Source organism: Haloglomus salinum (assembly GCF_024298825.1).
Lineage (GTDB): Archaea > Halobacteriota > Halobacteria > Halobacteriales > Haloarculaceae > Haloglomus > Haloglomus salinum.
In genome coordinates this window covers 3,344,054-3,369,894 of the sequence record NZ_CP101153.1, presented here as the reverse complement: position 1 = coordinate 3,369,894, position 25,841 = coordinate 3,344,054, and the positions used below count along the sequence as shown (strand labels likewise).

The following is a 25,841-nucleotide window of genomic DNA, read 5'->3' as shown; positions in this document are numbered from 1 at the left end:
GTTAGCCCTCCGTGAGTTCCCGGCCGAACAGCCCCTCCGGCCGGAGGATGAGCACTGCGACCAGCACGATGAGGCCGGAGACACCGGCGAGCTGTGAGTCGATGTACTGGACGGTGATCTGGTCGAGGAAGCTGATGACGTAGGCGCCGACGATGCTCCCGCGGATCGAACCCAGACCGCCGAGGACGACGATCGAGAAGGACAGCAGGAGCGGGTTCCGGCCCATCAGCGGGTTGACCGACTGGAACGTCGCCAGGAACACGCCGGCGATGCCCGCCAGCGCGGCGGCCAGGATCCAGGTCAGAGTGAACACCCGGTCGGCATCGATGCCGACGATGGCGGCCCCCTTCCGGGACATCGAGGTCGCGAGGATGGCCTGCCCGGTCTTCGTCCGGTTGACGAAGTAGAACAGGGCGCCGATGACGACCCAGCTGGCGATGAACACGAGGAGGCGATTCGACTGGACCGAGGCACCCCCCAGCGCGAGGCTCCCCTCGACGATGCCGGGGAGGATCTTCGGTTCACCGCCCTCGAGGATGAGGAACACCTGTTCGACGAGGAGTCCCGCGACCAGCGAGAGGATGAGCACGGACACTGGATTGTCGGAGACCTTCTTGAGGACACCCTTGTAGAGGGCGACGCCGGCGACGCCGGCAACGACCGCCGCGATGGGTATCGCGAGGGCAACGTTCTGACCGGCATCGACGATGTAGAAGGCGACGTATCCACCGATGGTCAGGAACGCCCCGTGGGCGAGGTTCAGGATACCTCCGACCCCGAAGATGAGCGTGAACCCGACAGCGATCAGTGCATACAGCGCCCCCAGCATGAGGACGTTGATGCCGACCGTGATTGGACTTACTGCCATTTATCTATAGTAGGGACTTGCTGGTGGGACGGTTCAGACCCAGGGCGGCTTCTTGTACTCTGCATCGGCCAGGTTGTCCGGCCAGATGGTCTTCTGGACGCCCTCGCCGTTCTCCTGCTGCCACTGGAAGTAGACGCCACGGGCGTACTCCGCACCGTACCGGACGTCGTGCGGGTACTTCTTGTCCTCCCCGTAGAACTCGATCTGTCCGGAGGTGCCGGTGTAGGACGTGGCCTCCAGTTCCGTGACCAGGTCGTCGCTGTTGAGGGTTCCGGCTGACTCGATCGCCTCCTTCAGGAGGTACATCGCGTCGTAGGCGCTGTACCCGCTGTACACCGGGAAGGCGTCGTTGGCCTCGTTGTAGGCCTCCGCGTACGGGATGGTCTTCTCGGTGACCGCCGCGTTCGGGGTCGCGGTCGTCTGACTGAAGGTGGCGATGGCGGCCCCGCTGGTCGCCTCGTAGAACGACGGGAGCTGCGTCGGGACGTGGATGCCACCGAAGCCGAACGGGCGCTGCTGGCCGGCCCACTGGCCCAGCGCGTTGACACCGGTGTGTGCCAGAGCCGTGAAGCAGCCGTCGACGTTCTCGCTCTCCAGCTGGTCGTACACCGGCGAGAAGTCCTCGGTCCCCTCCGAGACACGGCGAGCGGAGGTGAGTGTCACGTCGGCCCGGTCCTCGAGGTTGTTCTTGATCTTCCGGGTGACCGGCTCCGTCCACTTGTACTGCTCGGCGACGAAAGCGACCCGCTCCCAGCCCATATCGGCGAACCTGTCCTCCGCGTACTGGAGCAGGCTGTCGCCCAGGAACGAGGAGTTGACCGGTCCAACCCGGAACCAGTACTTGTACTTGTCGTAGTCGGATTTGACCTGCGCCGGGGCCTCGGGCGTCGCCGAGCCGGCGGTCAGGTGGACGGTCTCCTTCTGGGCGATGTTCTGCATCAGCGCCAGCAGCTGCTCGGAGCCGAAGATACCGATGGTCGCGTCGACCGCGTTCCCACCGGCAGTCATTTCCTCGTATCGCTGCCGAGCGACGCTGGGCTGGTCCTTCGTATCGCCGCTGACGACCTCGACCGTGGCGCCGCTCTCACCGATACCACCGTCGTTGTTGATCTCATCGGCGGCCAGCTCGACGCTTTTGATGATCGAACTCCCGAACGACTGCTCGGCCGGGCCGAGCGCACCGACACGGATGGTATCCGGGAGGCCACCACTTCCACCGTCGCCACCATCACCACCGCCACCGTCGCCACCATCACCGCCATCGGACGGGCCCGTACAGCCGGCCAGCCCCGCCGCGACACCTGCCGCTCCGAGCCCCGTTACCTTCAGGAAGTCCCGCCGGTCGGAGTCGGCGTGTTCCGGTGTCTTGCCCTCGTTCGCGTCATCTCGGTTTCCATCGTTAGCCATACCGGTGGCACGTTAGCCCACCTCACAGATAAATGTGTGGGGCCGTCGTATGCCGGTTACAATATAATGGGCACAGGAACGAGAATACCAGGCCCCGGTGGCGTGAACGAAGTCCCGCCTCCGCTATCGGGCCGTCCAGCCGCCGTCGACGGAGATCGTGGCGCCGGTGAGATAGCTCGCTGCCGGCGACGCGAGGAAGACCGCCGGGCCGGCAACCTCCGCCGGGTCGGCGAACCGGTCGAGCGGCGTTCGCTCCCGGATAGAGGCTGCGAGCTCCTCGTTTCCGGTCAGGTCCTCGGTCAGGTCCGTCGCGACGTAGCCGGGGGCCAGACAGTTCGCCCGGACGTCCGGCGCCCAGTCCAGCGCGAGGCTCTTCGTGAGGCCGACCAGCCCGTGCTTCGAGGCCACGTAGGGGTGCTGACGCGGCAGTCCGACGAGCCCACCGACGCTGGCCACGTTGACCAGTGACCCCCCCGTCGCTTCCAGATGGTCGGCCGCCGCGTGGGCGCAGGCGTAGGCCCCCCTGAGATTAACGTTGTTAACCTTATCGAACCCGTCGGTGTCGACGCGGTCGGGGGTGCCGAGTGCGGCCTCGGGGTTGACTCCCGCGTTGTTGACGACGACGGACGGCCGCCCGAGCTCCGCCGCGACGGTATCGAAGCAGTCCAGTACGTCCGCCTCGTCGGCCACGTCCGCGGTGGCCACGCACGTCTCGGCCCCGTACTCTCCGAGTTCGGCTGTGACCTCCTCGACATCGGATTCCGTCCGAGAGACCGGCGCCACGGCCGCGCCCGCCGACGCGAGTCCGTGGGCGATAGCTCGCCCGATACCGCGTGACCCACCGGTGACGACCGCCACCTCGCCCGACAGGTCGAACGCCCCGGGGAAGTCGAAGCGAGGGGCGTCATCGTCGCTCATACCACTTCCCTGTGAACGGACCACATATAAAGATGCGTACCGGGCGGGGAGCCCGAATCGCCGCACTGCGTGGGTGTCGCCGGATGGCGACGCGGACGGTGGGCCGGCCCTGGCCATGCTTCAGTCCCGGCCGTGCTTGGTGAGACAGTTCGACAGCCCGATGAGCTCGACGGGCTCGGAGTTGTCCGGCGAGTAGACCGCCAGCTGTCCCTTCTCGAAGTAGGGGACCTTCCCCTCCAGCGCGCTGGGGAGGTTGACGGCGGAAACGGCGTCCTCGTCGCCGAGGTTCAGCACGAGGCGCGTGTTCACCTGCTTGAAGATGGGGTCCGCGATGTCCTGGGGGTCCTGCGTGATGAGGAAGAGGCCGAGCCGTTCCTTGCGGCCCTGCTTGGCGGCCTCGGAGAACTTCGAGACGACCTTCCGGGCCTGCACGCTGTCGGCGTCGGTGAGGAAGTTGTGGGCCTCGTCCATCCCGAGGACGAGCGGCGTCTCCTTGATACGGTCGTACGTCGGGTCGTTCGAGAGCTTCTGGTCGACGAGCAGCGAGGCCACCGCCAGCACCACCGTCGTCGCCTCCCGCGAGGAGTTGATGTGGTAGGTCGGCACCGTCGAGAGCCCGCCGGGCCGGACGAACTCGTTGACGAGGTCGGTGATGGGCTGGGCGTCCTGGTCGAAGACGCTCCCGAAGCCGTAGGCCCGCCGACGGACGGCGTCGAAGGTGGCCTCGTGGACCTGGCCGGACTCGTGGAGTTCCTCGCGGAGCGCCGGGTCGTCGAGGAAGGTGGTGAACTCGTCGTACGTACCGCTATCGCCGTGTTGCTGGAAGAACCGCTCGAGCAGACGCTGGAGCGCGGGATACTGGTTGTCGTTGAGCCCGGCGGAGGCGACCAGCCACGGGCGCTCCCGGACCATCGAGAACGGCACCGTGAACGGGACCTGCTCGGCGCGGTGGTGGCCACCGGAGTAGCCGGCGGACCCGACCTGCGGGACGAACGCCTTCGTGTCGTCGTAGCCGCCGAACTGCAGCCCCTCGCGCTCGTACCGACGCGCATCCTCGTCGGTGATGGCGTCGTTGTCGTCGTGCATCTGGGCGTACTCGTCCTGCGGGTCGAACTGCACGACCGCCACGCCGGGCGTGCGGTCGTCGTCCATCTCGTACGTGCGCCCGAGGTACTGCCGGAGGACGTTCTTCGTGGCGTGGGTCTTCCCGGAGCCGGTCCCGCCAGCGACGAGCGCGTGCCGGAAGACGAGTGGGTCACCCGACTCGTACGAGTCCGAGAGCCGGTAGTCGACCGTCGGCGGGGAGGCCCCGGTCCGGACCTTCTCGCCACCGACGGCGAGGTGGCCGAGGAAGACGCCGTCCTCCGGAATCTTCAGGCCGGTCTTGATTTCGGTCTCGTCAGTGGCCTCGCGGACGACCGTCTCCGGCCGTGGCACGCGGTCGGCCATCCGCCGCCGGAGTTCGCCGGCCTCCCGGTACAGGACCGAGAGGGGTTCGAGCGTGGCCATGAACTTGTAGTCGCGCTCGTCGGCGGCGTCCTGTCGCATCGCCCGCCGGGCGTGAATCTCGGTCGCGTCGTCCGAGCGGAACTCCTGGGCGTACTCGAGCGCGGTGATGCGCGAGAACAGCAACTCGCCGTCGGGATACGGCGCGACGAGGTACTTCCCGATTCGGACCCGGGAGCGGTTGTTCACAGTGACGTACGCCTTCATCCGCGTGTCGCGCTCGTCCTCGCTGATGACCAGCCCCTCCGACGCCGAGAGGGTGCCGAGCCCCTCGTCCGACCCGGCAGGGGTCGCGGCCATCTCGTCGAACCGCTCGGCGTCGTCGCCCGTACCGCTTCCAGCGTCGGCCTCCGTGGCCGCGCCGTTCTCCGCTCCTGCCGACCCCCCGCCGGCATCCGTGTCGTCGGCCCCGTCGCCCTCGTCGTCGGGCGTGAAACTGGCGAAGTCGCCGAGGTCCGAATCGGAATCGGTCATGCGGGCACGGTGGTGCGGCCCCCCGTATTACCGTTCGCCGCACGGTGGAAGTGGTCCCCGACGCGCCGACCGCCACGCGGATTTATGCGACCAGGTGGCCTACGGCACGGCGTGTGTACCCTCATCCTCGCCTGGCAGACGTTCGCGGACGCGCCGGTGACGGTCGCGGCGAACCGAGACGAGGCTGACGGCCGGCCCAGCAGTCCCCCAGCCGTGCGCCACGGGCCACTGCGGTACGTCGCCCCGCGCGACGAGGAGGCGGGTGGCACCTGGATCGGATACAACGAGGCGGGCCTGTTCGTCGGCATCACGAACCGGTGGAAACCACTCCGCGACGGCGAGCGCTCCCGGGGACTGCTGGTACAGGACGCGCTCGGCCACGAGACGGCCGAGGACGCCGCCCGCTTCGTCGAGCGGACGGTCGAGAAGGGCGGCTACAACCCGTTCCACCTCGTCGTCGCCGACGCGAACGCCGCCATCCTCCTCTCGTGGGAGGGTCGTCTCGCTGTCCGGACCCTCGACCCCGGTATCCACGCCGTCGTCAACGTCGGCTGGGACGGGAGCTACTTCGTCCCCGAGAACCGCCCGGAGGTCGGCCTCCAGCAGGCCGAGGATACCGACCGTGTCCGCGAGGAACTGCGCCCCGAGCCCGGAGAGAACGCCCGCGAGTTCATCGACCGGGCCCGGGCCGTCCTCGGCGACCACGAGTACGGGCGCTGCATCCACGGTGACGGCTTCGGCACCCAGTCCTCGTCGCTCCTCCGCATCGGCCCGGAGGGCGCCGTCTTCGAGTACGCCGACGGCAAGCCCTGCGAAACCGAGTACGAGCCGGTTCCGGGGCTGGACGGGGCGCTGGCCGGGACGGAGTCGGAGTGAGCCGGGCGGCCGCCCGACCGCGGCCGGGGTCAGTCGTCCTCGAGGAACGCGAGCGTTTTGGAGTCCCGCTCGCCGTCGTAGTACCGTTCGATGGCCGTCCTGAACGGCTCCGGGTCGTCCGCGACCGCCTCGAACAGCGTCATCGACGAGCAGAACTTCAGGTCGTCCGGGTGGTCGAATATCTCGTTCGCCGAGCGCCCCTCGACATCGTTGACTAGCTCCGTCCACTCGCGAAGGCGCCGGCCCAGCACCGGGTGTTCGAGGTAGGCCTCGGCCTCCGCCCGCGACGAGATGGCGTAGCGCCGCGTCGTGGGGCTGCTGCCGAGGCCGGCGACCTGCGGGAAGACGAACCAGATCCAGTGATTCCGCTTGTGACCCGCCCGCAGTTCACGCTCGACCGTCTCCTTGACCGAGTCCTGTGCCTCGACGAAGCGCTGCAGGTCGTGCGGGTCGTCGTCGTCCGCCATGCTTTCTGGGGCCCACTCGACGGCCGACGGCCATAATCCTGCTGCCGAGCCCCGAGAGCGACACACCCGACAGCCCCGCTGTGGGGACCGCAAGACGGTTAGCCACCGGTCGCTACCGACCACCCAATGACGACCGTCGTCACCGACCGGGCGGCGTTCGAGCGGGTCGCCCGCTCGGCGCCCGCCCACGCTCGCGTCCCGGTCGAGGTCCGGGCCACGGTGGCCGACCCCTTCGACGCCTACCGCCGGGCCCGCGACGGCCCGGGCGGCGTCTACCTCGAGACCACCGGCGGGCAGGACGGCTGGGGCTACTTCGCCGTCGACCCCGTGACACGCGTGCAGGTGGGCCCGGACGCGATGACGGTCCAACCGCGTGACGACGGACAGCAGCGTGACGACACCAGCGACGACGACCCGCCGGGGCCGTTCGACCCGCCGGACTCCCCGACACTCGAGACACTTCGGTCGGTACTCGACGCCGAGACGCTCGCCCGTGGCGACTGCGACGTGCCGTACCCCTGCGGCGCGGTCGGCTGGCTCTCCTACGACGTGGCCCGGGAACTGGAGTCGCTGCCCGAGACGACGACCGAAGAGCGGGGACTGCCCCGGATGCAGCTGGCCGTCTTCGACCGTGCGGCGGCCTGGGAGGCGCCCCGCGGTGAACGGACGACCCTCCGCGTGACCGCGTGCCCACGGCTGGACACTCACGCGGACGCGAGCGCCGCGTACGAACGCGGCCGGGAACGCGCGGTGAATCTCGTCGAGCGCATCGAGCACGGCGACCCCTCGGTGGGCCCGGCACCCGTGCGCGCCGAGCACGCGACCTTCGAGAGCGAGTGCGGCCGTGCGGCCTTCCAGCAGCGCGTCCGGCGCATCAAGCGCCACGTCCGCGACGGCGACACCTTCCAGGCCAACGTCTCCCAGCGACTGGTCGCGCCCGCCGCCGTCCATCCCGTCGAGGCCTACGCCGCGCTCCGACGCGTGAACCCGGCGCCGTACTCCTCGCTGCTGGAGTTCCCGGGCGCCGACCTGGTGAGCGCATCGCCCGAACTGCTGCTCGACGTGGCGCCGGCCCCGGCGGGCGACGGCAGCCGCCTGCTCACCGAGCCAATCGCCGGCACGCGGCCGCGCGGGGAGACCGACGCCGAGGACCGCGAACTGGAACGTAACCTCACCGGCGACGAGAAGGAGCGTGCCGAGCACGCGATGCTGGTCGACCTCGAACGGAACGACCTCGGGAAGGTCTCCGAGTACGGGTCCGTCGACGTGCGAGAGTACCGCCGCGTCGACCGCTACGCCGAGGTGATGCATCTCGTCTCGCTGGTCGAGGGGCGACTCCGCGAGGGGTACGACGTGGCCGACGCGCTCGCCGCGACGTTCCCGGGCGGCACCATTACGGGCGCGCCGAAGCCGAAGACGATGGCGCTCATCGACGAGGTCGAGGCCACGCGGCGGGGGCCCTACACGGGGAGCGTCGGCATCTTCGGCTTCGACGGGCGCGCGACCTGCAACATCGTCATCCGGACGCTCGTACGCACGGGCGAGGAGTACGGGCTCCGGGTGGGTGCGGGCATCGTCCACGATTCGGACCCGGACGCCGAGTACGACGAGACGCTGGACAAGGGCCGGGCCCTGGTGACCGCCGTGGACGAGGCGCTGGCCGACGCGGACCTCGCGGTCGAGGAGGTGTCGGCGGATTGAGCGCGGATGCCGACGCCCGGGACTGGTCCGCGGCTGACAGGTCGTGTCCCACGGTGCTCGTGGTGGACAACTACGACTCCTTCGCGTACAACCTCGTCCAGTACGTCGGGACGCACGCGGACGTGGTGGTCCGTCGGAACGACGCGGTCGACACCGACGACATCCGGGCACTGGACCCGGACGGCATCGTCGTCTCGCCGGGACCGGGGACGCCGGCGGAGGCGGGCGTCTCGATTCCGGTGTTCCGTGACCTCTCGTACCCGACACTCGGCGTCTGTCTCGGCCATCAGGCGCTATGTGCCGCACACGGCGCCGAGGTGGGCCACGCCCCGGAGGTCGTCCACGGCAAGCCCTCGACCGTTCGTCACGACGGTTCCGGCGTGTTCGCGGGACTGCCGGACCGATTCGACGTGGGGCGGTATCACTCGCTGGCGGTGGAGCGTGGGGAACTGCCCGATTCGCTGGTCGAGACCGCGTGGACCGATGACGAGCGGCGGGTGGTGATGGGAGTCCGGCACCGGGAGCGACCGCACGCGGGCGTGCAGTTCCACCCCGAGTCGATTCTGACGGACGCCGGGGAGCAGCTCGTCGCGTCGTTCTGCGGTTCGCTGTGAGGTCGCTCCGCGGCTCCCCGAGGCTTCCGCTGTGGGTCGCTGTGACGGACGAGCGGTCCACCCGGGACCGTTATAACCCGTCCCGGCAAACCCATCGTGTATGTCGGACTGCCCACTCGCGGACGATTGCCCCAGTTTCTCGGAGCGTATCGAGGGGATGGGCTGTCAGCACTACGGCGACCGGGGTGGCGCCGAGTGGTGTCAGCACTACAATCAGCCGATCCGCGACCTGAAGTCCCAGCCGGTCAAGCCCGGTGAGGAGATCGTCGTCACCGTCGAGGACATCCACGAGAGCGGCGCCGGCGTCGGCCGCACGGAGGACGGGTTCATCGTTCTGGTCGACGGCGTGCTCCCGGACGCGCGGGCGAAGGTCCGCATCGACACCGTCCGTTCCAGCCTCGCCTGGGCCGAGGAGGTCGAACGTCTCCCGATGGAGGACGACGAGGACGACGAGGGCGACGACGAGGGACGCGACCTCGACGAGGCCGACCCCGCGTCCCAGGATGCGGAGGCTGACGAGGAGGCCGACGGAGAGGCCGACGGGGAGAGCAACCGGCGCGCCAAGCGTGAGCGGCTGGGCAGCCGTGACAACTTCTGGGGCAAGGACGACTGACGTGAGCGACGACGGCCTTCCCGACGTCGACGGGATACTCGGCGAGGTCGGGTTCGACCCGGAAACGAGTGTCCTCACGCGCCGACAGGCGGAGGTACTGGTCTACCGCGAGCGAGGCATCGCACAGGCCGACATCGCGGAGGAGCTGGGGACCTCACGAGCGAACGTCTCCTCCGTCGAGGCCAGCGCCCGCGAGAACGTCGCCAAAGCCAAAGAGACGGTCGCGTTCGCCGAGACACTCGACGCGCCCGTCCGTGTCACCGTCGAGGCCGGGACCGACCTCTACGACGTTCCCAACCGGGTCTACTCCGCCTGCGACGACGCCGGGGTCAAGGTGACCCGCACCGCGCCGGAGCTGATGAAGCTCGTCGGCGACGCCGCGGGCGACGCCGTGCAGGGCCGGCAGGTCCGGACGGACATCACCGTCGCCGTCACCGGTAGTGGACAGGTTACGGTCCGCCGGTCCTGAGGCCGAAACTGGTTTCGGAAGGTTCTCTCAGAGGCTGTAAACCGCCGGTGGAGTTATTCGGTGCCACGTTAACATCGGAGCAGATGAGCGACCAGTTCGTGGTGGGACTGGCCAACGGCGACGACGGGCAGGTGGCGGCCCGGAGGGCATTGAGCCGTGCTGTCGACGGTATCGATGTGGAACCGGGCGACGCGTCTTTCGCCGTCGTGGTCGCGTCCCCGGTGTACGACCCGGAGGTGGTGGCGGCGACCGTTCGCGAAGCCACGGAGGCACCGCTGCTCGGCTGTACGTCCGCCGGCGAGTTCACGCACCGAACGTGGGCGTCGGGGTCCGTGGGGGTCGCGCTCTCGATGGGTGACACCCACCGGCTCCACACGGGGCTGGGCCACGGCGTGAGTGACGACGAGGAGGCAGCCGTCAGAGAGGCGATTGCGGGGTTCCCGAACAGCCCGTCCGACCCGACGACACACCCGCACCGCTCGGTGCTCAACCTCCACGACGGGCTGGCCGGGAAGGGCGAGGAGGTGACGCTGGCGAGCAAGGTCGAGCTGGGGCCGGACGTCCGTATCGCAGGCGGGTCGGCCGGTGACGACCTCGAACTGGAGGCGACGTACGTGATCGCCGACGACGCGGTGACGACCGACGGGGTCGCGCTGGGACTGGTCGAGTCACGCACCGCGCCCGTCGTCAGCGTCGCACACGGCCACAGCCCCATCTCGCCGCCGCTTCGGGTGACCGAGAGCGAGGGACCGGTGGTCCACGAACTCGACGGCGAGCCGGCGTTCGAGGTGTGGCGCGAGCAGATTCGCGAGCGCGCAGCCGATGACGGTATCGACGTGGACGCGTTCGAGGCCGGCAGCGAGGACCTCTCGATGGCGCTCACGAACTACGCGTTCGGCCTCGTGACCGGGGACGGGCTGAAAATCCGCTGGCCGGGGCTCACGACCGCCCCCGGGGGGTCGCTCCGGTTCGCCTGTTCGATGCCCGAGGGGGTGGTCCTCCGGGTGACAGCGGGGTCCCGGGAGGCCCAGATAGCGTCGGCGCGCCGGGCAGCCCGGGAGGCGCGCGAGTCGCTCGACGGCGAGGCGGCCGGCGCGCTCGTGTTCGACTGCATCTGCCGGTCGACCGCCCTCGGTGACGGGTTCTCCGCCGCGGTCGACGCGATGGCTGACGAACTCGACAGCCCGTTGCTCGGGTTCGAGACGTACGGCGAGATCGCGATGGACCGCGACCAGTTGAGTGGCTATCACAACACGACCACGGTCATCTACCTCCTCCCACGATGAGCAGGGTCGACTTCGGCGAACTGGTGACCGGGCTGAGCGAGACGGTCGGCTACCGGCGGGCACGAGAGGTGGTCGAGGAGGCGGTCGTGGCTGTGGACCTCGGCCAGCAAAGCGACTACGCCGTCGACGAGGCGCTGGAGGTGTGTGACCACATCGCCTCGACACACGAGTCGCCACTGTCGCTTGCCGCCCGGGCGTTGCGCAACCGGCTCCGGGTCCGCCGGCTCGACCGCTCGGCCACGGATGCGCCCTCGCTGTTCGAGAACGCGGTCGACCCGGCCGTCGAGGTGGCCTTCACCGACGAGGGCTCGGTGGTGCGCCGGACGAACGGTCGCTTCGCCGACGCGTTCGGCGTCAACTCGACGACGGCCGTCGGGTCGCTGCTGACGGAGCTGCCGGTCCCGCCCCACGATACCGACGAGCTGACCGACCTCCTGAACGAGCTCCGGGCCGGTGAGACCCTCGACGTCGAGGTGACCGGCCAGCTCGCAAGCGACAGCGAGGACGAGCAGCGCGTGTTCCGTCTCCGGGGCATCGGCGCCCTCCAGGGTGAGGAGGTGACCAGCGGCTACCTCATCTACACGGATATCACGGAGCGACAGCGGCGGCGGCGAGAGCTGGAGCGGCGCAACGAACACCTCGAGGCGTTCGCCAGCATCGTGAGCCACGACCTCCGGAACCCGCTGGGTATCGCGCAGGGATACCTCGACATCGCACGGGACGAGACGGAGGTCCCTCACGCAGCGGACATCGAGGAGGCGCTGGACCGGATGGACGAGATCATCGAGGAGATGCTGGTGCTGGCCCGCGGCAGTCAGACCATCGAGGACCCGGAGGGTGTCGATGTCGAGCGCGTGGCGCTGGAGGCGTGGCGCCACGTCCCGACCGGCGACGCCGAGCTCGAGCTCGGCGACCTCGGGCGCATCCGGTCGGACCACACCCGACTCCTCCACGTCTTCGAGAACCTCTACCGGAACGCCGTCGAGCACGGAACCAGCGAGGGCACCCAGTCGGTCACCGCGAGCGACGGGGGCGTGTCCGCGACCGTCACCGTTCGCGTCTGGCTCGACGACGACCGCCTCCACGTCGCCGACGACGGGCCGGGCATGGACTCCGACCTCCTCGAGCAGGCGCTCGACGCGGGGTACAGCACCCAGAGTGACGGCACGGGCCTGGGCCTGTTCATCGTCAAGGAGATCGCCGAGGCCCACGACTGGGCCGTCGAACTCGGGGAGAGCGAGGCCGGCGGGCTGCTGGTCACCTTCCACGGCGTCGAGCGTGCGTAGCCGACGACAGGGAACCTTTACCGCGCCGCCGCACCACCCGCCGGCATGGACCTCGCACTCGATGGGAACGCAGCACTGGTGACCGCAGGGAGCGCCGGCCTCGGGCGCGCGAGCGCCCTCGCCCTCGCTGCGGCGGGCGCTGACGTGGCGGTCTGTGGCCGGACGGCGGACCACCTCGACGACGCCCGTGAGGCGTTGCGCGCGGCCGGGGACGGCGACGTGCTCGCGGTAGAGGCAGACATCACCGAGAAGGAGGCCGTCGAGGGGTTCGTCGAGCGTACCGTCGACGAGTTCGGCCGCCTCGACCACGTCGTGACCTCGGCCGGTGGCCCGCCGTCGGGGCCGTTCCTCGACACCGACGACGGCGACTGGTATCGCGCGTACGACCTGCTCGTCATGTCCGCGGTCTGGACGACACGGGCGGCGTACCCGCACCTCGCAGAGGCCGCGACGGACGCTGTCGACGCCAGCACCATCGTCAACATCACCTCCCGCTCCGTGCAGGAGGTCATCGACGGCCTCGTCCTCTCGAACAGCGTCCGGCGGGCGGTCATCGGCCTGATGAAGACCCAGGCCCGCGAGTTCGCACCCGAGGTCCGGGTGAACGCGGTCCTCCCGGGCGCCCACGAGACGGACCGCATCGGCGACCTCATCGAGCAATCCGTCGAGCGTGGCGAGTTCGCCGACTACGACGAGGGCCGCGAGTCCTGGAGCGAGGGCATCCCCCTCGAGCGGATGGGTCGGCCCGAGGAGCTGGGCGAGGCGGTGGCCTGGCTCTCCAGCCCGGCGTCGTCGTACGTGAACGGGACCGCGCTGCCCGTGGACGGTGGGAGTCTCCGGAGCACGTAGCGACGGCGCAACAAGCTACGAAGCGACCCGACCCACGTCAGTCCAACCGGCGCGCGCTGGCGGCCGACGACAGCCCCCGCGAGCGGCTTCATGCCGCGAGCCCCCGGGCTGTCGTCGGCCGTCTCTAAGCGCGCGAGGGCCGAGACGCGTCGTCCGAGAGAGCTCCGCTCTCTCGTGATCTCGAAAATCTCCGATTTTCGGCGACAGAGCGGGACTCCGTCCCGCTTGCAGTCGGACGTAGTCCGACGACAGCAACGCGAGCATCGCAGGCGGCTGGGGAGGCACGAGGCTCACGGACCCGACTGACGGGTATGCGGCCCTGGCGGACTCGAAGCGCGAGGGCTTCGTAACGGTCCCCATCGGTGATGTCATCGTCACAGTGAGAGTAAGCGGGACCGGACACACGCCAGAACCCACTGCCACGAGACCCAGCCCACACCCGCTACCGAACCCGTGGCCTTTTGCTGACCCACCCGCAATCCCCCACAACACGAACCGATGGCCCGCTACCACATCGAGACGTACGGGTGTACGTCCAACCGGGGGGAGAGCCGCGAGATCGAGCGGCGACTCCGCGACGCCGGCCACCACCCCGTCGACGGCCCCGACGAGGCGGACGTGGCCATCCTCAACACCTGTACGGTCGTCGAGAAGACGGAGCGCAACATGCTCCGGCGGGCCGAGGAACTCGAATCCGAGGTGGCGGACCTCATCGTCACCGGCTGCATGGCGCTGGCACAGGGCGAGGAGTTCGCGGACGCGGATATCGACGCGCAGGTCCTCCACTGGGAGGAGGTCCCGACAGCGGTCACGAACGGCGAGTGCCCGACGACGACGCCGGACGCCGAACCCGTCCTCGACGGCGTGGTCGGCATCCTCCCCATCGCGCGGGGGTGCATGAGCAACTGCTCGTACTGCATCACGAAGTTCGCGACCGGACGCATCGATAGCCCGAGCGTCGCGGAGAACGTCCGGAAGGCCGAGGCGCTGGTCCACGCGGGCGCGAAGGAACTCCGCGTCACCGGCCAGGACACCGGCGTCTACGGCTGGGACGAGGGCGAGCGCAAGCTCCCGGAGCTGCTCGACCGCATCTGCGACATCGAGGGCGAGTTCCGCGTCCGCGTGGGGATGGCCAACCCCGGCGGCGTCCACGGCATCCGCGAGGAACTCGCCGACGTGTTCGCGCGCAACGAGGAGCTGTACGACTTCATCCATCTGCCCGTCCAGTCCGGGAGCGACGAGGTACTCGAGGAGATGCGCCGCCAGCACCGCGTCGAGAAGTTCCGCGACATCGTGGAGACCTTCGACGACCGACTGGACCACTGGACCCTCTCGACGGACTTCATCGTCGGCTTCCCCACCGAGGACGAGGCCGACCACGAGCAGTCGATGGAGTTACTCCGGGAGATACGGCCCGAGAAGGTCAACGTCACACGGTTCTCGAAGCGCCCGGGCACGGACGCCGCGGACCTGAAGGGGCTCGGCGGGACCATCAAGAAGGAGCGCTCGAAGGCGATGAGCGAACTGAAACGGGGGGTCGTCCTCGAAGCGCACCGGGAGATGGTCGGCCAGCGCCGGCGCGTCCTCTGTGTCGAGCAGGGGACCGGCGACTCAGTGAAGTGCCGCGACCCGGCCTATCGACAGGTCATCGTCCAGAACGCCTCCGACCACGGCGTCGAACCCGGCGATTTCTTGGAGGTGGAGGTGACCGCGGCGGAGACGGTCTACTGCTTCGCCGAACCCGTCCGGTCGGCGACCGAGCGGTCCGAGGGCGCGCGGACGCCCGCGGACGACTGACGGAGATATTTCACGAAACCCAGTAGTTCGTCCATCATCTCCGATATTATCGGATAACAGCTCGCTCAAAGGCCTCTTTGTGCCTCCACGAAGCGTTTATCAGTGCCGAACGGAGCCGTCGCCATGCGAGAGGAGCCCTCCACGGACGCATCGACCGGTGACCGTTCGCGGCGCGCCGTCCTCGGCCTGACGGCCGGGGCGCTCGCCGGCGTCGCCGGCTGTATCGACCTCGGAAGCGGTTCTGACGACGACGAGCCGACCCCCGGCTCACCCACCGATACGCCGACCGACCAGCACACGCCGACCGGCAAGGGTCCGAACGAATCACCCACGCCCGTCGACCCCGCGGACGTGACGTTGACCGGCACGTCGGTACAATCCTCGGCGCTGGGGCGGCACATCATGGGCGGGTTCCTCGACCTGCGCACGAGCGACGGCTGGCTGGTGTACGTCGCCATCGGGACCGACGAGCACACGCCCGAGGGGAACAGCCGCGCCTTCCAGAACGCCGAGGGGTATCCGGCGCGTGACGCCCTCCGGCTCGACGTACAGGCCGGCGACGTGGTGCAGACCTACGAGGAGTCACGCCGGCGAAACTACTCGCTCGTCGGCGACGCCGAACGTGCCTGGACGGCGTTCGAGGTGCCGGCCGATATCGACCCCGACGAGGCGACCCTGCGGTGGCCCGCGGAGGAGCGGACGCTCGGGCAGCTGTCCACGTCGGCACTGGAACGGCTCGGGAGCCAACCGCCCGCGTTCACGCTGGAGTCGTTCGTCGCGGGCGAACCCGGAACGACACCCGGCCCGACCCCGCACCAGTCGCCGACCCCGGACCACGACGACTTCCCGACCACGACCGTCGACTACGAACTCGTCGTCCGGAACGAGGGGGGCGCGGGGACCTTCCGCGGGTTCCTGGACCACGAGACCCCGAAGGAGAGCTTCATCGCGGACTACAGCCAGGGTGGCGCTCGACTGGCGACCGACTTCGCGGCCGGCGAGGAGCGGACGCTCACCGGCGAGTACACCCTCTACCACCGTGAGGAGCAGGCCACCGTGCAGGTCCGGGCCGAGACCGCGGGCGGGAGTGCAACCTCCCGGGCTACGACCGATAACTGACCTTCACGCCGCACCTGCCTCACAGCGCGACGCTCACGACCAGAATCAGCCCCAGCACCGACAGCATCACCAGCGTGGTCCCGACCATCACGCGCTCGGCGAGTCGCGCCGGGTCGGCCACGTCGTAGCGCACGCCGAGCCACTCCGTGCCGACGCGGACGAGCCGGCCGCCGTCCAGCGGGTAGGCGGGGATGCAGTTGAACGCCGCGAGCTGGATGTTCAACCAGACCAGCCAGAACAGGCCGTTCGTGACGGCGAAGCCGACATCGCCGAGCCCCGCGAGCGGCCCCGTCAGTTCGTACAGCGGGCGCGCGGACCCGACGAATCCGGCGAAGTTGTAGCCCGCGAGGCCCGTCACGCCCGCGAGCGGCAGCAGGAGGAAGGCGAAAACTCGACCGAGCAGGCCGTCCGCGCCCGCCGCCGGGATGCCACCGCCCCGGAGCGCCGTGAGGTACGTCCCGGTGTCGTAGACGCCGACGCCGAAGTCCGAGACGACCAGCCCGGAGACGCCCGCCTCAGGGAGGACGCCGACGACGGGGGCAGAATCGCCGCCGAGCGATATCGTCAGTTCACGACGGGCGCCGGCGTGCCGGGCGTCCTCCGAGGGGGCGTACGCCACGACTCGAATCTGGTCCCCCGGGTCCCGGTCCGCGAGCGCGTCCTCCAGCGCCGCCAGGTCGAGCGTCCGGTCGCCGTCCACCCGGACGAGGACGACTCGTTCCCCGGCCGGGAGGCCGGCCGCGGCCAGCGGCCCGCCCTCGACGACCTGCCCCGAGAGCCCCATCGCCGCGACGGCCGTCCGGGTGCCGTCGTCGCCATACGTCGGCGACGAAGGGTCGAAGCCGGGGTCGATGGTCCCGGGGCGGACACGGAGTGCGGCCACCTCGCGGGGGCCGAGCGCCTCGCGGAACGCGCGCTCGCTGGAGACGTTCGTGTCGTTGACCGCCACCACCGTCTCCGGCGTCGTCAGTGGCGCACCGTCGGCGGCCCGGACGACCGTCGGCTCCGGCCGCACCTGGGTCGGCGGACCGTCGGCCCGCTCGACGCGGACCGTTCCGGAGGCGTTCGCCAGAGCGGCGTCCAGGTCCGCCGCCGACCGCACGGGCCGCCCGTCGAGGCTGGTCAGCACGTCGCCGCGCTCGATTCCGGCGTCCGCGGCAGGCGCGCCGGCGAAGGCGCCGCCGACCGCGACGCCCGGGACGGGCTGGACGCTCCCGAGGACCGCCAGCAGCGCGAGGAACGCGACGACAGCGAGGACGACGTTGTTGACCGGGCCGGCGGCGAACATCCGCGCCCAGCCCGGCAGGTTCGCGCGCTCGTCGCTGTCCTCGCCCGGGAGGACGTACGCGCCGGCCGGAATCACGCCGAGGAGGAACAGGCCGACGCTGTCGACCTCGATACCCTCGACGCGGCAGTAGATACCGTGTCCGCCCTCGTGGACGAGGAGCCCGACGAGGACGGCGAACAGGAGTTCCGGCGCGGCCGCGACCGGCAGGAAGCGGTTGACACCCGGGATGACGAGGACGCTGCTCGCCGAGTCGATGGGCGAGGCCCCGGGGTCTGCGAGCACGGCAGCCCCCGCGAGGAGGACGCCGACCGCCGCGAGGACCATGGCGACACCGACACCGGTGAGCCCGACGTTGCCGGCGCGCCGCCACGCGCGCCGTGGGCGGGCCAGCCGGGTCAGCAGCGTCCGCCCGCGGGTCGACGAGAGCGTGACGAACGGCCCCGTAACGCTGACGCTCTCGGGAAGCCGTCCTGTCCGGTCGAGGAGTTCGGCGACGGCCGCGAAGGCGACGACTGCGACCGCGAGGGGGAGGCCATCGACCATCGCGCGAACGCTCTCACCGGCCCGGCAAGAAGGGCCCGGGTTCCCCGAACGGGAGCGGGCTCGCAGCACGACAGAACGGAACGGGGTGGAGCGGGACAGGGCGGAACAGGACAGCGGAACGGGGTGGAGCGGGACAGGGCGGAACAGGACAGCGGAACGGGGCGGCGCAGTACCGGTCAGACCCGTTCGAGTCCGTCGAACGTCTCGGTACCGTCGGGTGCGCGGCTGGCTCGGCCCGTCGCGTCACACGCCGTGCAGCGGTACTCGACCCAGCGGCTGTCGGCCCGCCCCGGCTCCTCCACATCGGAGGCCGTCACCGGCGTCACCGGGCCACCACACTGACACCGAACCGGGCCGATTTCGGCGGCTGTCGCCTGCACCACCACGGCAGCGTGGACCATCCACTCCCACGACCAGAACCGCGTGTTCCCGAGGACGTGCCAGTCGAGCACCCAGTCCAGCCAGCGCCCGAGGTCCCAGAGCGACTCGACCCCGGCCACGGTCAGGAACTCCTCGAAGTCGGCGAAGTCCGTGGCCGCGGCGACGAACGCCGGCGTGAACAGGTCGGAGACGACCGCGTCCGGGGCCACACCGAGTCGGCGCAGCAGGTCGGGGGCGAACTCGACGAGGGCAGTCTCGACCCGCTCGCGCTCCTCACGAAGCACCGTGTCGACGTCACCGACGGACTCCTGTTCGGACGCCATCACCCGATTCGAGGGGCTCCGTCGGGTTGTGCTTTCCGTCCGGTCGGCGGTCCGCCGGCTCCTCGTCCGGGCGGTCACTCGTCTGCCGGGGTCGGTTCACCGTCGGTGGCGCCGTCCGGAGCCTCGCCCGCCAGCCGGTCCACGTCGGGGTCGTCCTTCCATTCGCCCAGTTCCTTCGGGTCGACGTGGACGAACACGTCGTCGACCTCGGGCAGGTCGCGGATGGCGCTCACCACGTCCGTCTCGATGTCGTGGGCCTCGTGGAGGGTGCGGTCGCCAGCCACCTCGATGTGGAGCGAGACATCCACCTCCGGACCGACGTAGTGGGCGATGACATCGTGGGCACCCTCCACGTCGGGGTGGTAGAGCGCACGACGGACGATATCGGCGCGGAGGTCCTCGGGGGGTGCCCGGCCGACGAGATAGGTGACGTTGTCGCGGACGATCTCGACGCCGGTGTAGGCGATTGCGGCGGCGACAACCAGTGCGGCCGCGGGATCGAGCCACGGGTAGCCGGCACTCGCGCCGAGGACCCCCAGGAGCGCCGCGCTGGCTGCGAGGATGTCGTTCCGGTTGTCGAGTGCGGTCGCACGGAGCGCGGGTGAGTGCCTGCGCCGGGCGACATCGAGGACGTACCGGTAGAGGCCGAACTTCACGACGGCCGAGAGCGCGAGGACGACCATCGCCGGCACCCCGCCCGAGACGGCCGGCTCCCCGGAGAGCAGTGCCCCGATAGCGTTCCGTGCGACGGCCCCCGCGGCGATGAAGACACCCAGCGCGACGACGAGCGAGACGAACGGCTCGATGCGCTCGTGCCCGTGTGGGTGCTCGAAGTCCGGCGGCTGGGTGGTGAGGTAGAGCCCACCCAGCACGACCACCGAGTAGAGGGCATCAGCGAGGCTGTTGACGGCTTCGCCCCCGACCGCGAGGCTGCCGGTGAGGTACCAGACGGCGCCCTTCGCGACCGCGAGAACGAGGTTGACGCCAAGGACGAGCAGGCCGACGCGGCGAAGCACGTCCCGCCGCCGCTCGCTCGCGGCCTCTTCGCCGGGCCGCCCACCGCTCTGCGGATAGCCACCGGGCTCGGATGGGGTGCCGGGCTCGGATGGGGTGCCGGGCTCGGATGGGGTGCCGGGCTCGGATGGGGTGCCGGGCTCGGATGGGGTGCCGGGCTCGGCGTCGGGCATCACCCGAGCGTGGACCCCCCGCGCACTAACCGCTGTCGGGTCCCAGCGAGAGCACACCGGTGACAGGGGGACACTCAGCCGAGGTCGAGCCGGATGGCCCGCTCCGGCCCGGGGGGCTCGGCCCCGTCCTGTGCGGCGAACGCGTCGTGGAGCCGGTCGTACGTGTCCTCCAGCGCCTCGACGATGACCTTCGTGTCGGAGATGACGGGCATGAAGTTGGTGTCGCCGCTCCAGCGCGGGACGACGTGGGTGTGGAGGTGGTCCTCGATGGAGCCGCCCGCGGCGTCGCCGCCGAGGTTCTCGCCGGTGTTGACGCCGTCCGGGTGGAACGCTGTCTCCAGCGCGTCCAGCGTCCGGGCCTTCAGTCGGGCGTGGTCGAGCAGTTGCTCGTCCGAGAGCGTACCGTAATCGCCGCCGTGCTCGAACGGGATGACCATCGCGTGGCCCGGGTTGTACGGGTAGTTGTTCAGCAGGACGAACGCGTGGTCGGAGCGGGCGACGATGCGGGCCTCGCGGGCGTTCTCTCGCTCTGGGAGCCCACAGAACGGGCAGTCCATCTCGGGGTTCTGGTCGTCGGGGTCGCGCTCGACCCACTCGATGCGCCACGGGGCGAAGACCTGGTCCATGTCACCCGGTGGGCCAGGAGGGGTATCAGTCTCCCGGCGCGCGCTCCCCCGGCCACGGTCCATCCGGCCGACCGGGGACCGGTCGGGTCCGGGTGCTACCCGAGCGCCAGCGGAGCGGGGGGTCCGGCCACCCCGGGCGGCCGGGTGCGATAACGGCTCGACTGAACAGTCAGTTCGAAACTGGTACAAGAATCTGTTGGCCGTTCAACGGTTTGAACGGTCGGAACGGAGCCGGGGGCGACGGCCAGAACGGTTATCAGCCCCGAACTCCCCAGTCTGGGGATTGCTCCGCCACAGCGGCCGTGAACGGTCCGAACGGCCCCCAACGGTCGGGGGTTCTTACGATGCTATCGCTCCTCGAAACTGGTGATGTCAGTGAACACCCGCTCCGACGACGGGGACATGGTGGAGCAGTGTGCAACCTGTAGCCGCGAGACTGCCCATCAGGTCTCGGTGGAGATCCGAACGGAAAGTACGAAGGCCGAGAACGCGGAGTTCTCCCGCGAGCCCTACCGGGTCGCCACGTGTGTCGTCTGTGGCGACGAGGACGCGGTGCGGATGAACAACGCGTAGGCGTAGCGACCGCCGCGACGCGACTGCGACGCGGACCTCCTGTGGCTCTGAGCGCAGCACCGGACTTGTCCGACCCAGCGGCGGCTCCGTGGCTGGATACGTGCCCGGAGAGCTGATGACGCAGCGTTCGGTCGGCGGTCCCTACCGGGACCGGGTCGTGACCTCGCAGCCGTCCTCGGTGACGATGATGGTGTGCTCCTTCTGACTGACGAGATACCCCTCCTGCTCCTTCAGGACGGGATAGCCGTGGACGACACCGTTCTGCTCGAGGCGGCGCAGCGCCATCTCGGCGCGTGAGGTCTCGAGCCAGCGCGTGGCGAACGGGAGCGTCTTGAACTCGTCGACGATCTGCTCCAGGGCCTGTCGCGCCTGCCGGTTCCGGACGGAGGCCTCGCGCTCGAGTGCGTAGATCTCCTCCTCGCTCCCCTCCTTGACCTTCCCGCTCCCGTCGGTGGCGAACGGCTCGATGGCGACCACGTCGCCCGCCTCGAGCGTCGCCCCCTGCGAGACCGCCCGGTTCGGGATGTTGGGGCTGGTGTGCTGTTCCCAGTGGCCCAGGCCATGGCCCGTCAGATTGACGACGGGGTTGAAGCCGTACCCCTCGATGACGTCCTCGACCTCGGCACCGATGTCGCCGGTGGAGACGCCGGCCTCGACGACATCGAGTGCGGCCTCCAGCGCCTGCTCTGACGCCTCGGCGAGTTCGGCGTTCCCGGAGAGGTCGACAGTGACGGCGGTGTCGGCCAGCCAGCCGTCGACGTGGACCCCGATGTCGAGATTGACCATCTCCTCGCCGAACGTCGACTCGTCGTCGACCGAGGGGGTCGCGTGGGCGGCCTCCTCGTCGATGCTGATGTTGACCGGGAAGGCCGGCTCCCCACCGAGTTCTCGGATACGGTCCTCGGCCCACTCCGCGACCTCGAGATGGCTCGCACCGACCTCGACCTTCTGGGCTGCCTCGTCGCGCACCTCGGCGAGTATCTCCCCTGCCTCGCGGTGCTTCTCGTACTTCTCGTCGTCGAGCGTACTCATGGGTCCGGATTCGCCGGAACCCCTCAAAGGGATTGCGCTCGTGGGGACCGGCGATGCGTGGCCGGCGGGCGGTCCGGGCCACCGCCACGCAACGGGACGACCGCGTGGCAACCTGCCACGCCAGGGGGCGGGCGCCGAGTAGATATGTTACTCGTTGTCTCTATAGATAATCCACCATATTATCCGACTATATGCCAAAACTATATACTTCTCGTCGGCGTCGAGCTCCTATGGACGATGCCTCGACACCGGCGCCGGAGGCAGGAGACGGACCACCCGTGATGACAGGACCAGAGACACAGGACGCCCGCATCGTGTGTGGCGACCTCGACCCCGCGGTTGCCCCGTACCATCTCCGCCTCGACGACGAGGCCTACGACGACATCTACCTCATCGGTGACGTCCACGGCTGTCTCGCCGAGCTGGAAGCACTCCTCGCGGACATCGACCCAGGCCCACACGACCTGCTGCTGTTCGTCGGCGACCTCGTCCGGAAGGGTCCCGACAGCGACGGAGTGGTAGACTACGTCCGGCAGCTCCCGAACGCCTACAGCGTCCGGGGCAACAACGAGGACAAGCTCATACAGGGCCGGAAGACGCTGGATGCGCTGGACGACGCTGCCGTGGAGGGGTACCTCGCCTCGCTTCCGGTCGTCATCAGTTTCGGCGACGCGATGGTGGTCCACGGCGGCGTCGACCCCCGCCGCGACCTCGCCGACCACGACATGGAGGAGTTGCTCAACTTCCGGGCCGTCCCCCCGGAGAACGGCTACGACGGCCCGTTCTGGTGGGAGACGTACGACGGCCCGACCACCGTCTTCTTCGGGCACACGGTCCTCGAGGAGCCGGTCGTGACCCAGTACGCCGTCGGCCTCGACACCGGCTGCGTGTACGGCGGTCAGCTGACGGCCTACAACTACCGGACCAGCGACTTCCACAGCGTCGAGGCGTTCGACACCTACCAGCGTCGGCCGGACCGCAAGTTCCTGGACCCGGCCGACCCCGCCATCTCGGAGTGACCGACCCGAGTCACCGGACCGTGTCGCCCCAGCAGCCTGTCCACCCGACCCGAACCGTTTTGCGGCGGAGCGCGGTGCATCCACCATGAGCGAGCAGGAGCCCTCCGGGACCGGAGACGAGGACCCCGGTGGAACGACCGACCCGCCGGACCCGCCGGACGCGTCGGCTTCAGAGCGCGAAGCCGGGACAGCGGAGGCCGTCGACGACCGGACACCGGTTACGGCGGCGTACACGGACCGTGACGGCGGTGACTCGCCCTACGGCCTCGCACGGTACGGGGGTGCCGTGCCGGAGCCCCCCGAAGACGGCGACGTGGACCTCTCGGACCCGGCCTACTACCTCAACCGCGAGCTCTCGGAGCTGACCTTCCACGCGCGGGTGCTGAACGAGGCACTCGACGACCGCAACCCGCCGCTGGAGCGGGCGAAGTTCCTCACCATCATCACCCGCAACCTCGACGAGTTCTTCATGAAACGGGTCGGCGGGCTGAAGGAACAGCTCGACGCCGGCGTCGCCGAGACGTTCCCGGATGGGCGAACCCCACACGAGACGTGGCTCGACGCGCTCTCGACCGCACGCGACCTCTCGGAGACGGCCGCGCGGTGCTGGCGCGATGACCTCCGGGGAGCGCTGGCCGAGGCCGGCGTCCACGTCCACGACCACGACGCCCTCGACGCCGACGAGCAGGCCGCCCTGCGGTCGTACTTCGAGGCTGCCATCCTGCCGACGCTGACGCCGCTCACCTACGACGCCAGCAAGTCGTTCCCGTTCCTCTCGAACCTCTCGCTCTCGCTGGCCGTACGCACGCGCGCTGGCGACGGCGACCCGCGGTTCTCCCGGGTGAAGATTCCCGAGAACCGGCCCCGTCTGGTCGACCTCGACGACGTGCTGGCGACCCACGGTGAGGACACGGCCGACGCGGGGCCGACGGACGGGACGACCATCCACCAGTCGGCGCGGTTCGTCCCGCTGGAGCAGGTCGTCGCGGCGAACCTCGACCTGCTGTTCCCGAACGTGGAGGTCCTGGATGCGGCCCCGTTCCGGGTGACGCGCAACGCGGAGGTCCGGCGCAACGAGGACGTGGCCGAGGGGCTCATCGGAAGCATCGAGGGCATCCTCCAGGACCGCCGGTTCGCGACCGTCGTCCGGCTGGAGGTGGGCGCCCGGATGGACGAGGCGACGCGTCGGCTCCTGCTCGACCAGCTCGGCCTGGAGGAGCGCGAACTGTTCGAGCGCGAGGGACCGCTCGACCTGCGGGACCTGTCACGGCTCACGGACCTCGACCGACCGGACCTCGCATTGCCGGGCTGGCAGCCACAGCCCCACCCTCGTTTCGCTGACCGCGAGGGCCCGGAGCTGTTCGCCGCCATCCGGCAGGGCGACGTCCTCGCCCACCATCCGTACCACTCCTTCGAGGGGACCGTCCAGGCGTTCCTGGGGGCGGCGGCGCGCGACGAGGACGTGCTGGCCATCAAGTGTGCCATCTACCGCACTGCCCACGACTCGAAGGTCATCGAGGCGCTCATCGAGGCCGCGCGCAACGGCAAGCAGGTCGCGGTGATGGTCGAGTTGAAGGCCCGCTTCGACGAGGCGAACAACCTCCGCTGGGTCCGCCGGCTGGAGGAGGAGGGCGTCCACGTCGCCTACGGGACGATGGGGCCGAAGGCCCACGCGAAGTGCGCGCTCGTGGTCCGTGACGAGGGAACCGACGGCGAGAGCGGGACCGACGCGACCGGCGACGGCCCGGCCGCGAACCGGGGTGTCCGGCTCTACTCCCACGTCGGGACCGGGAACTACCACGCGGGGACGGCGAAGCTGTACGCCGACCTCGGGCTCCTCACGGCGGACCGCCGCGTCGGCAACGACCTCGTCCGGCTGTTCAACTTCTTCACGGGCCACTCCCGCGAGAACGACTACGAACGCCTGCTCGTCGCGCCGACGGGCCTCCGTGACCGTGTGACCGACCTCATCCGGGCCGAAGCCGAGGCGGCACGCGATGGCGAGGACGCCCGCATCGTCGCGAAGCTCAACGCCCTGGAGGACCCTGCTATCGTCCGCGAACTGTACGCGGCGTCGATGGCCGGGGTCGACATCGACCTCGTCATCCGGGGCATCTGCCGGCTCCGGCCCGGAATCGACGGCGTCAGCGAGACCGTCACCGTCCGCTCCGTTGTCGGGCGGTTCCTCGAACACGCGCGCATCTACCACTTCGCCAACGCCGATACCCCGTTCTACATCGGGAGCGCCGACTGGATGACGCGGAACCTCGACCGCCGGGTCGAGGCAGTCGCTCCCGTCGAGGAACCGGCCCACCGCCGCGAACTCGCGGCGGTTCTGGACCTGCAACTGGCCGAGAACCGACGTGCCTGGGAGATGGCCGCGGACGGAACCTACCGACAGCAGCGACCGGACGGCGCGACGGTGGACACGCACGCGACGCTGATGGAGCGTGCGACCGAGGGCACCGCCATCGGGGACGGGACGGGGTTCGAGACGGTGCCGCGGGACCTCCGGGACGCGCTCGACGACTGACCGCACGGCCCCGAGGAGTGTCCGGACGCAGTCACCCGTACGCCGCCGGTGGGGAACCACTATGCCGCCGCCGACCGGATGCCGGC

Annotated in this window: 23 protein-coding genes; 13 read left to right on the top strand and 10 right to left on the bottom strand. The window is 69.8% G+C overall.

Annotated features, from left to right (window positions below; translation table 11 throughout):
* Window position 1: 1 nt before the first annotated feature.
* The 4 genes from NL115_RS16420 to NL115_RS16405 form a co-directional block, all read right to left on the bottom strand.
* The gene (locus tag NL115_RS16420; protein ID WP_254830409.1) at window positions 2–868 is read right to left on the bottom strand and encodes a branched-chain amino acid ABC transporter permease; all 867 of its coding nucleotides are present in this window, start codon (window positions 866–868) and stop codon (window positions 2–4) included.
* Between the two features lie 33 nt (window positions 869–901).
* Window positions 902–2,275, bottom strand: a complete 1,374-nt coding sequence (locus NL115_RS16415) for an ABC transporter substrate-binding protein (protein WP_254830408.1) — start codon at window positions 2,273–2,275, stop codon at window positions 902–904.
* Window positions 2,276–2,398: 123 nt separating this feature from the next.
* Window positions 2,399–3,193 (bottom strand): SDR family NAD(P)-dependent oxidoreductase, encoded by a 795-nt coding sequence (locus NL115_RS16410; protein ID WP_254830407.1) that lies wholly within the window; start codon window positions 3,191–3,193, stop codon window positions 2,399–2,401.
* A gap of 120 nt (window positions 3,194–3,313) precedes the next feature.
* Complete coding sequence (locus tag NL115_RS16405) at window positions 3,314–5,173, bottom strand: ATP-binding protein (protein WP_254830406.1); 1,860 nt, start codon at window positions 5,171–5,173, stop codon at window positions 3,314–3,316.
* Between the two features lie 111 nt (window positions 5,174–5,284).
* Between NL115_RS16405 and NL115_RS16400 the strand changes: the two genes are divergently transcribed.
* Window positions 5,285–6,049: an NRDE family protein gene (locus NL115_RS16400; protein WP_254830405.1), complete on the top strand. Its 765-nt coding sequence runs from the start codon at window positions 5,285–5,287 to the stop codon at window positions 6,047–6,049.
* Between the two features lie 29 nt (window positions 6,050–6,078).
* Here the strand turns inward: NL115_RS16400 and NL115_RS16395 are convergent, their stop codons facing one another.
* Window positions 6,079–6,516, bottom strand: coding sequence for a DUF1810 domain-containing protein (locus tag NL115_RS16395; RefSeq protein ID WP_254830404.1), 438 nt, complete (start codon window positions 6,514–6,516; stop codon window positions 6,079–6,081).
* Window positions 6,517–6,642: 126 nt separating this feature from the next.
* On the opposite strand from NL115_RS16395, the gene pabB reads away from it, so the two are divergent.
* The 9 genes from pabB to NL115_RS16350 all read left to right on the top strand — a co-directional run bounded on the left by pabB (window position 6,643) and on the right by NL115_RS16350 (window position 16,250).
* Window positions 6,643–8,217: an aminodeoxychorismate synthase, component I gene (pabB, locus tag NL115_RS16390; RefSeq protein ID WP_254830403.1), complete on the top strand. Its 1,575-nt coding sequence runs from the start codon at window positions 6,643–6,645 to the stop codon at window positions 8,215–8,217.
* Entirely contained in the window at window positions 8,214–8,831 is a 618-nt protein-coding gene (locus NL115_RS16385; protein WP_254830402.1) for an anthranilate synthase component II, read from the top strand. Before pabB ends, NL115_RS16385 begins: the two co-directional genes overlap by 4 nt.
* Window positions 8,832–8,931: 100 nt before the next feature.
* Window positions 8,932–9,444, top strand: coding sequence for a TRAM domain-containing protein (locus NL115_RS16380; RefSeq protein ID WP_254830401.1), 513 nt, complete (start codon window positions 8,932–8,934; stop codon window positions 9,442–9,444).
* Between the two features lies 1 nt (window position 9,445).
* Window positions 9,446–9,913, top strand: coding sequence for a Tfx family DNA-binding protein (locus tag NL115_RS16375; RefSeq protein ID WP_254830400.1), 468 nt, complete (start codon window positions 9,446–9,448; stop codon window positions 9,911–9,913).
* 83 nt (window positions 9,914–9,996) lie between these two features.
* Complete coding sequence (locus tag NL115_RS16370) at window positions 9,997–11,199, top strand: FIST signal transduction protein (protein WP_254830399.1); 1,203 nt, start codon at window positions 9,997–9,999, stop codon at window positions 11,197–11,199.
* Entirely contained in the window at window positions 11,196–12,485 is a 1,290-nt protein-coding gene (locus tag NL115_RS16365; protein WP_254830398.1) for a sensor histidine kinase, read from the top strand. The genes NL115_RS16370 and NL115_RS16365 overlap by 4 nt, the downstream gene beginning before the upstream one ends.
* Before the next feature lie 45 nt (window positions 12,486–12,530).
* A complete protein-coding gene (locus NL115_RS16360; protein ID WP_254830397.1) occupies window positions 12,531–13,334 on the top strand; it encodes an SDR family oxidoreductase in 804 nt (267 codons plus the stop codon).
* Window positions 13,335–13,832: 498 nt separating this feature from the next.
* Window positions 13,833–15,131 (top strand): tRNA (N(6)-L-threonylcarbamoyladenosine(37)-C(2))-methylthiotransferase, encoded by a 1,299-nt coding sequence (locus NL115_RS16355; RefSeq protein ID WP_254830396.1) that lies wholly within the window; start codon window positions 13,833–13,835, stop codon window positions 15,129–15,131.
* Between the two features lie 123 nt (window positions 15,132–15,254).
* Window positions 15,255–16,250 (top strand): hypothetical protein, encoded by a 996-nt coding sequence (locus tag NL115_RS16350; protein ID WP_254830395.1) that lies wholly within the window; start codon window positions 15,255–15,257, stop codon window positions 16,248–16,250.
* A 19-nt stretch (window positions 16,251–16,269) separates the two neighbouring features.
* Here the strand turns inward: NL115_RS16350 and NL115_RS16345 are convergent, their stop codons facing one another.
* The 4 genes from NL115_RS16345 to NL115_RS16330 all read right to left on the bottom strand — a co-directional run bounded on the left by NL115_RS16345 (window position 16,270) and on the right by NL115_RS16330 (window position 20,598).
* Window positions 16,270–18,081, bottom strand: coding sequence for a site-2 protease family protein (locus tag NL115_RS16345; protein ID WP_254830394.1), 1,812 nt, complete (start codon window positions 18,079–18,081; stop codon window positions 16,270–16,272).
* 176 nt (window positions 18,082–18,257) lie between these two features.
* Window positions 18,258–18,785, bottom strand: coding sequence for a DUF3268 family zinc-finger domain-containing protein (locus NL115_RS16340; RefSeq protein ID WP_254830393.1), 528 nt, complete (start codon window positions 18,783–18,785; stop codon window positions 18,258–18,260).
* A 74-nt stretch (window positions 18,786–18,859) separates the two neighbouring features.
* Window positions 18,860–19,972 (bottom strand): cation diffusion facilitator family transporter, encoded by a 1,113-nt coding sequence (locus NL115_RS16335; protein WP_254830392.1) that lies wholly within the window; start codon window positions 19,970–19,972, stop codon window positions 18,860–18,862.
* Window positions 19,973–20,046: 74 nt separating this feature from the next.
* Window positions 20,047–20,598: an HIT family protein gene (locus tag NL115_RS16330; protein WP_254830391.1), complete on the bottom strand. Its 552-nt coding sequence runs from the start codon at window positions 20,596–20,598 to the stop codon at window positions 20,047–20,049.
* A gap of 369 nt (window positions 20,599–20,967) precedes the next feature.
* On the opposite strand from NL115_RS16330, the gene NL115_RS16325 reads away from it, so the two are divergent.
* Window positions 20,968–21,171 carry a DUF7835 family putative zinc beta-ribbon protein gene (locus NL115_RS16325; RefSeq protein WP_254830390.1) on the top strand — a complete coding sequence of 68 codons (204 nt, stop codon included), beginning with the start codon at window positions 20,968–20,970 and terminating at the stop codon, window positions 21,169–21,171.
* Between the two features lie 141 nt (window positions 21,172–21,312).
* On the opposite strand, the gene map is transcribed toward NL115_RS16325, so the two are convergent.
* Window positions 21,313–22,203: a type II methionyl aminopeptidase gene (gene map / locus NL115_RS16320; RefSeq protein WP_254830389.1), complete on the bottom strand. Its 891-nt coding sequence runs from the start codon at window positions 22,201–22,203 to the stop codon at window positions 21,313–21,315.
* Window positions 22,204–22,484: 281 nt separating this feature from the next.
* Here map and NL115_RS16315 point away from each other — a divergent pair, with 281 nt between their 5' ends.
* Window positions 22,485–23,222, top strand: coding sequence for a metallophosphoesterase family protein (locus NL115_RS16315; protein WP_254830388.1), 738 nt, complete (start codon window positions 22,485–22,487; stop codon window positions 23,220–23,222).
* 85 nt (window positions 23,223–23,307) lie between these two features.
* On the top strand, window positions 23,308–25,755 hold the full coding sequence (ppk1, locus tag NL115_RS16310; RefSeq protein WP_254830387.1) for a polyphosphate kinase 1: 2,448 nt from the start codon (window positions 23,308–23,310) through the stop codon (window positions 25,753–25,755).
* Window positions 25,756–25,841: the final 86 nt, after the last annotated feature.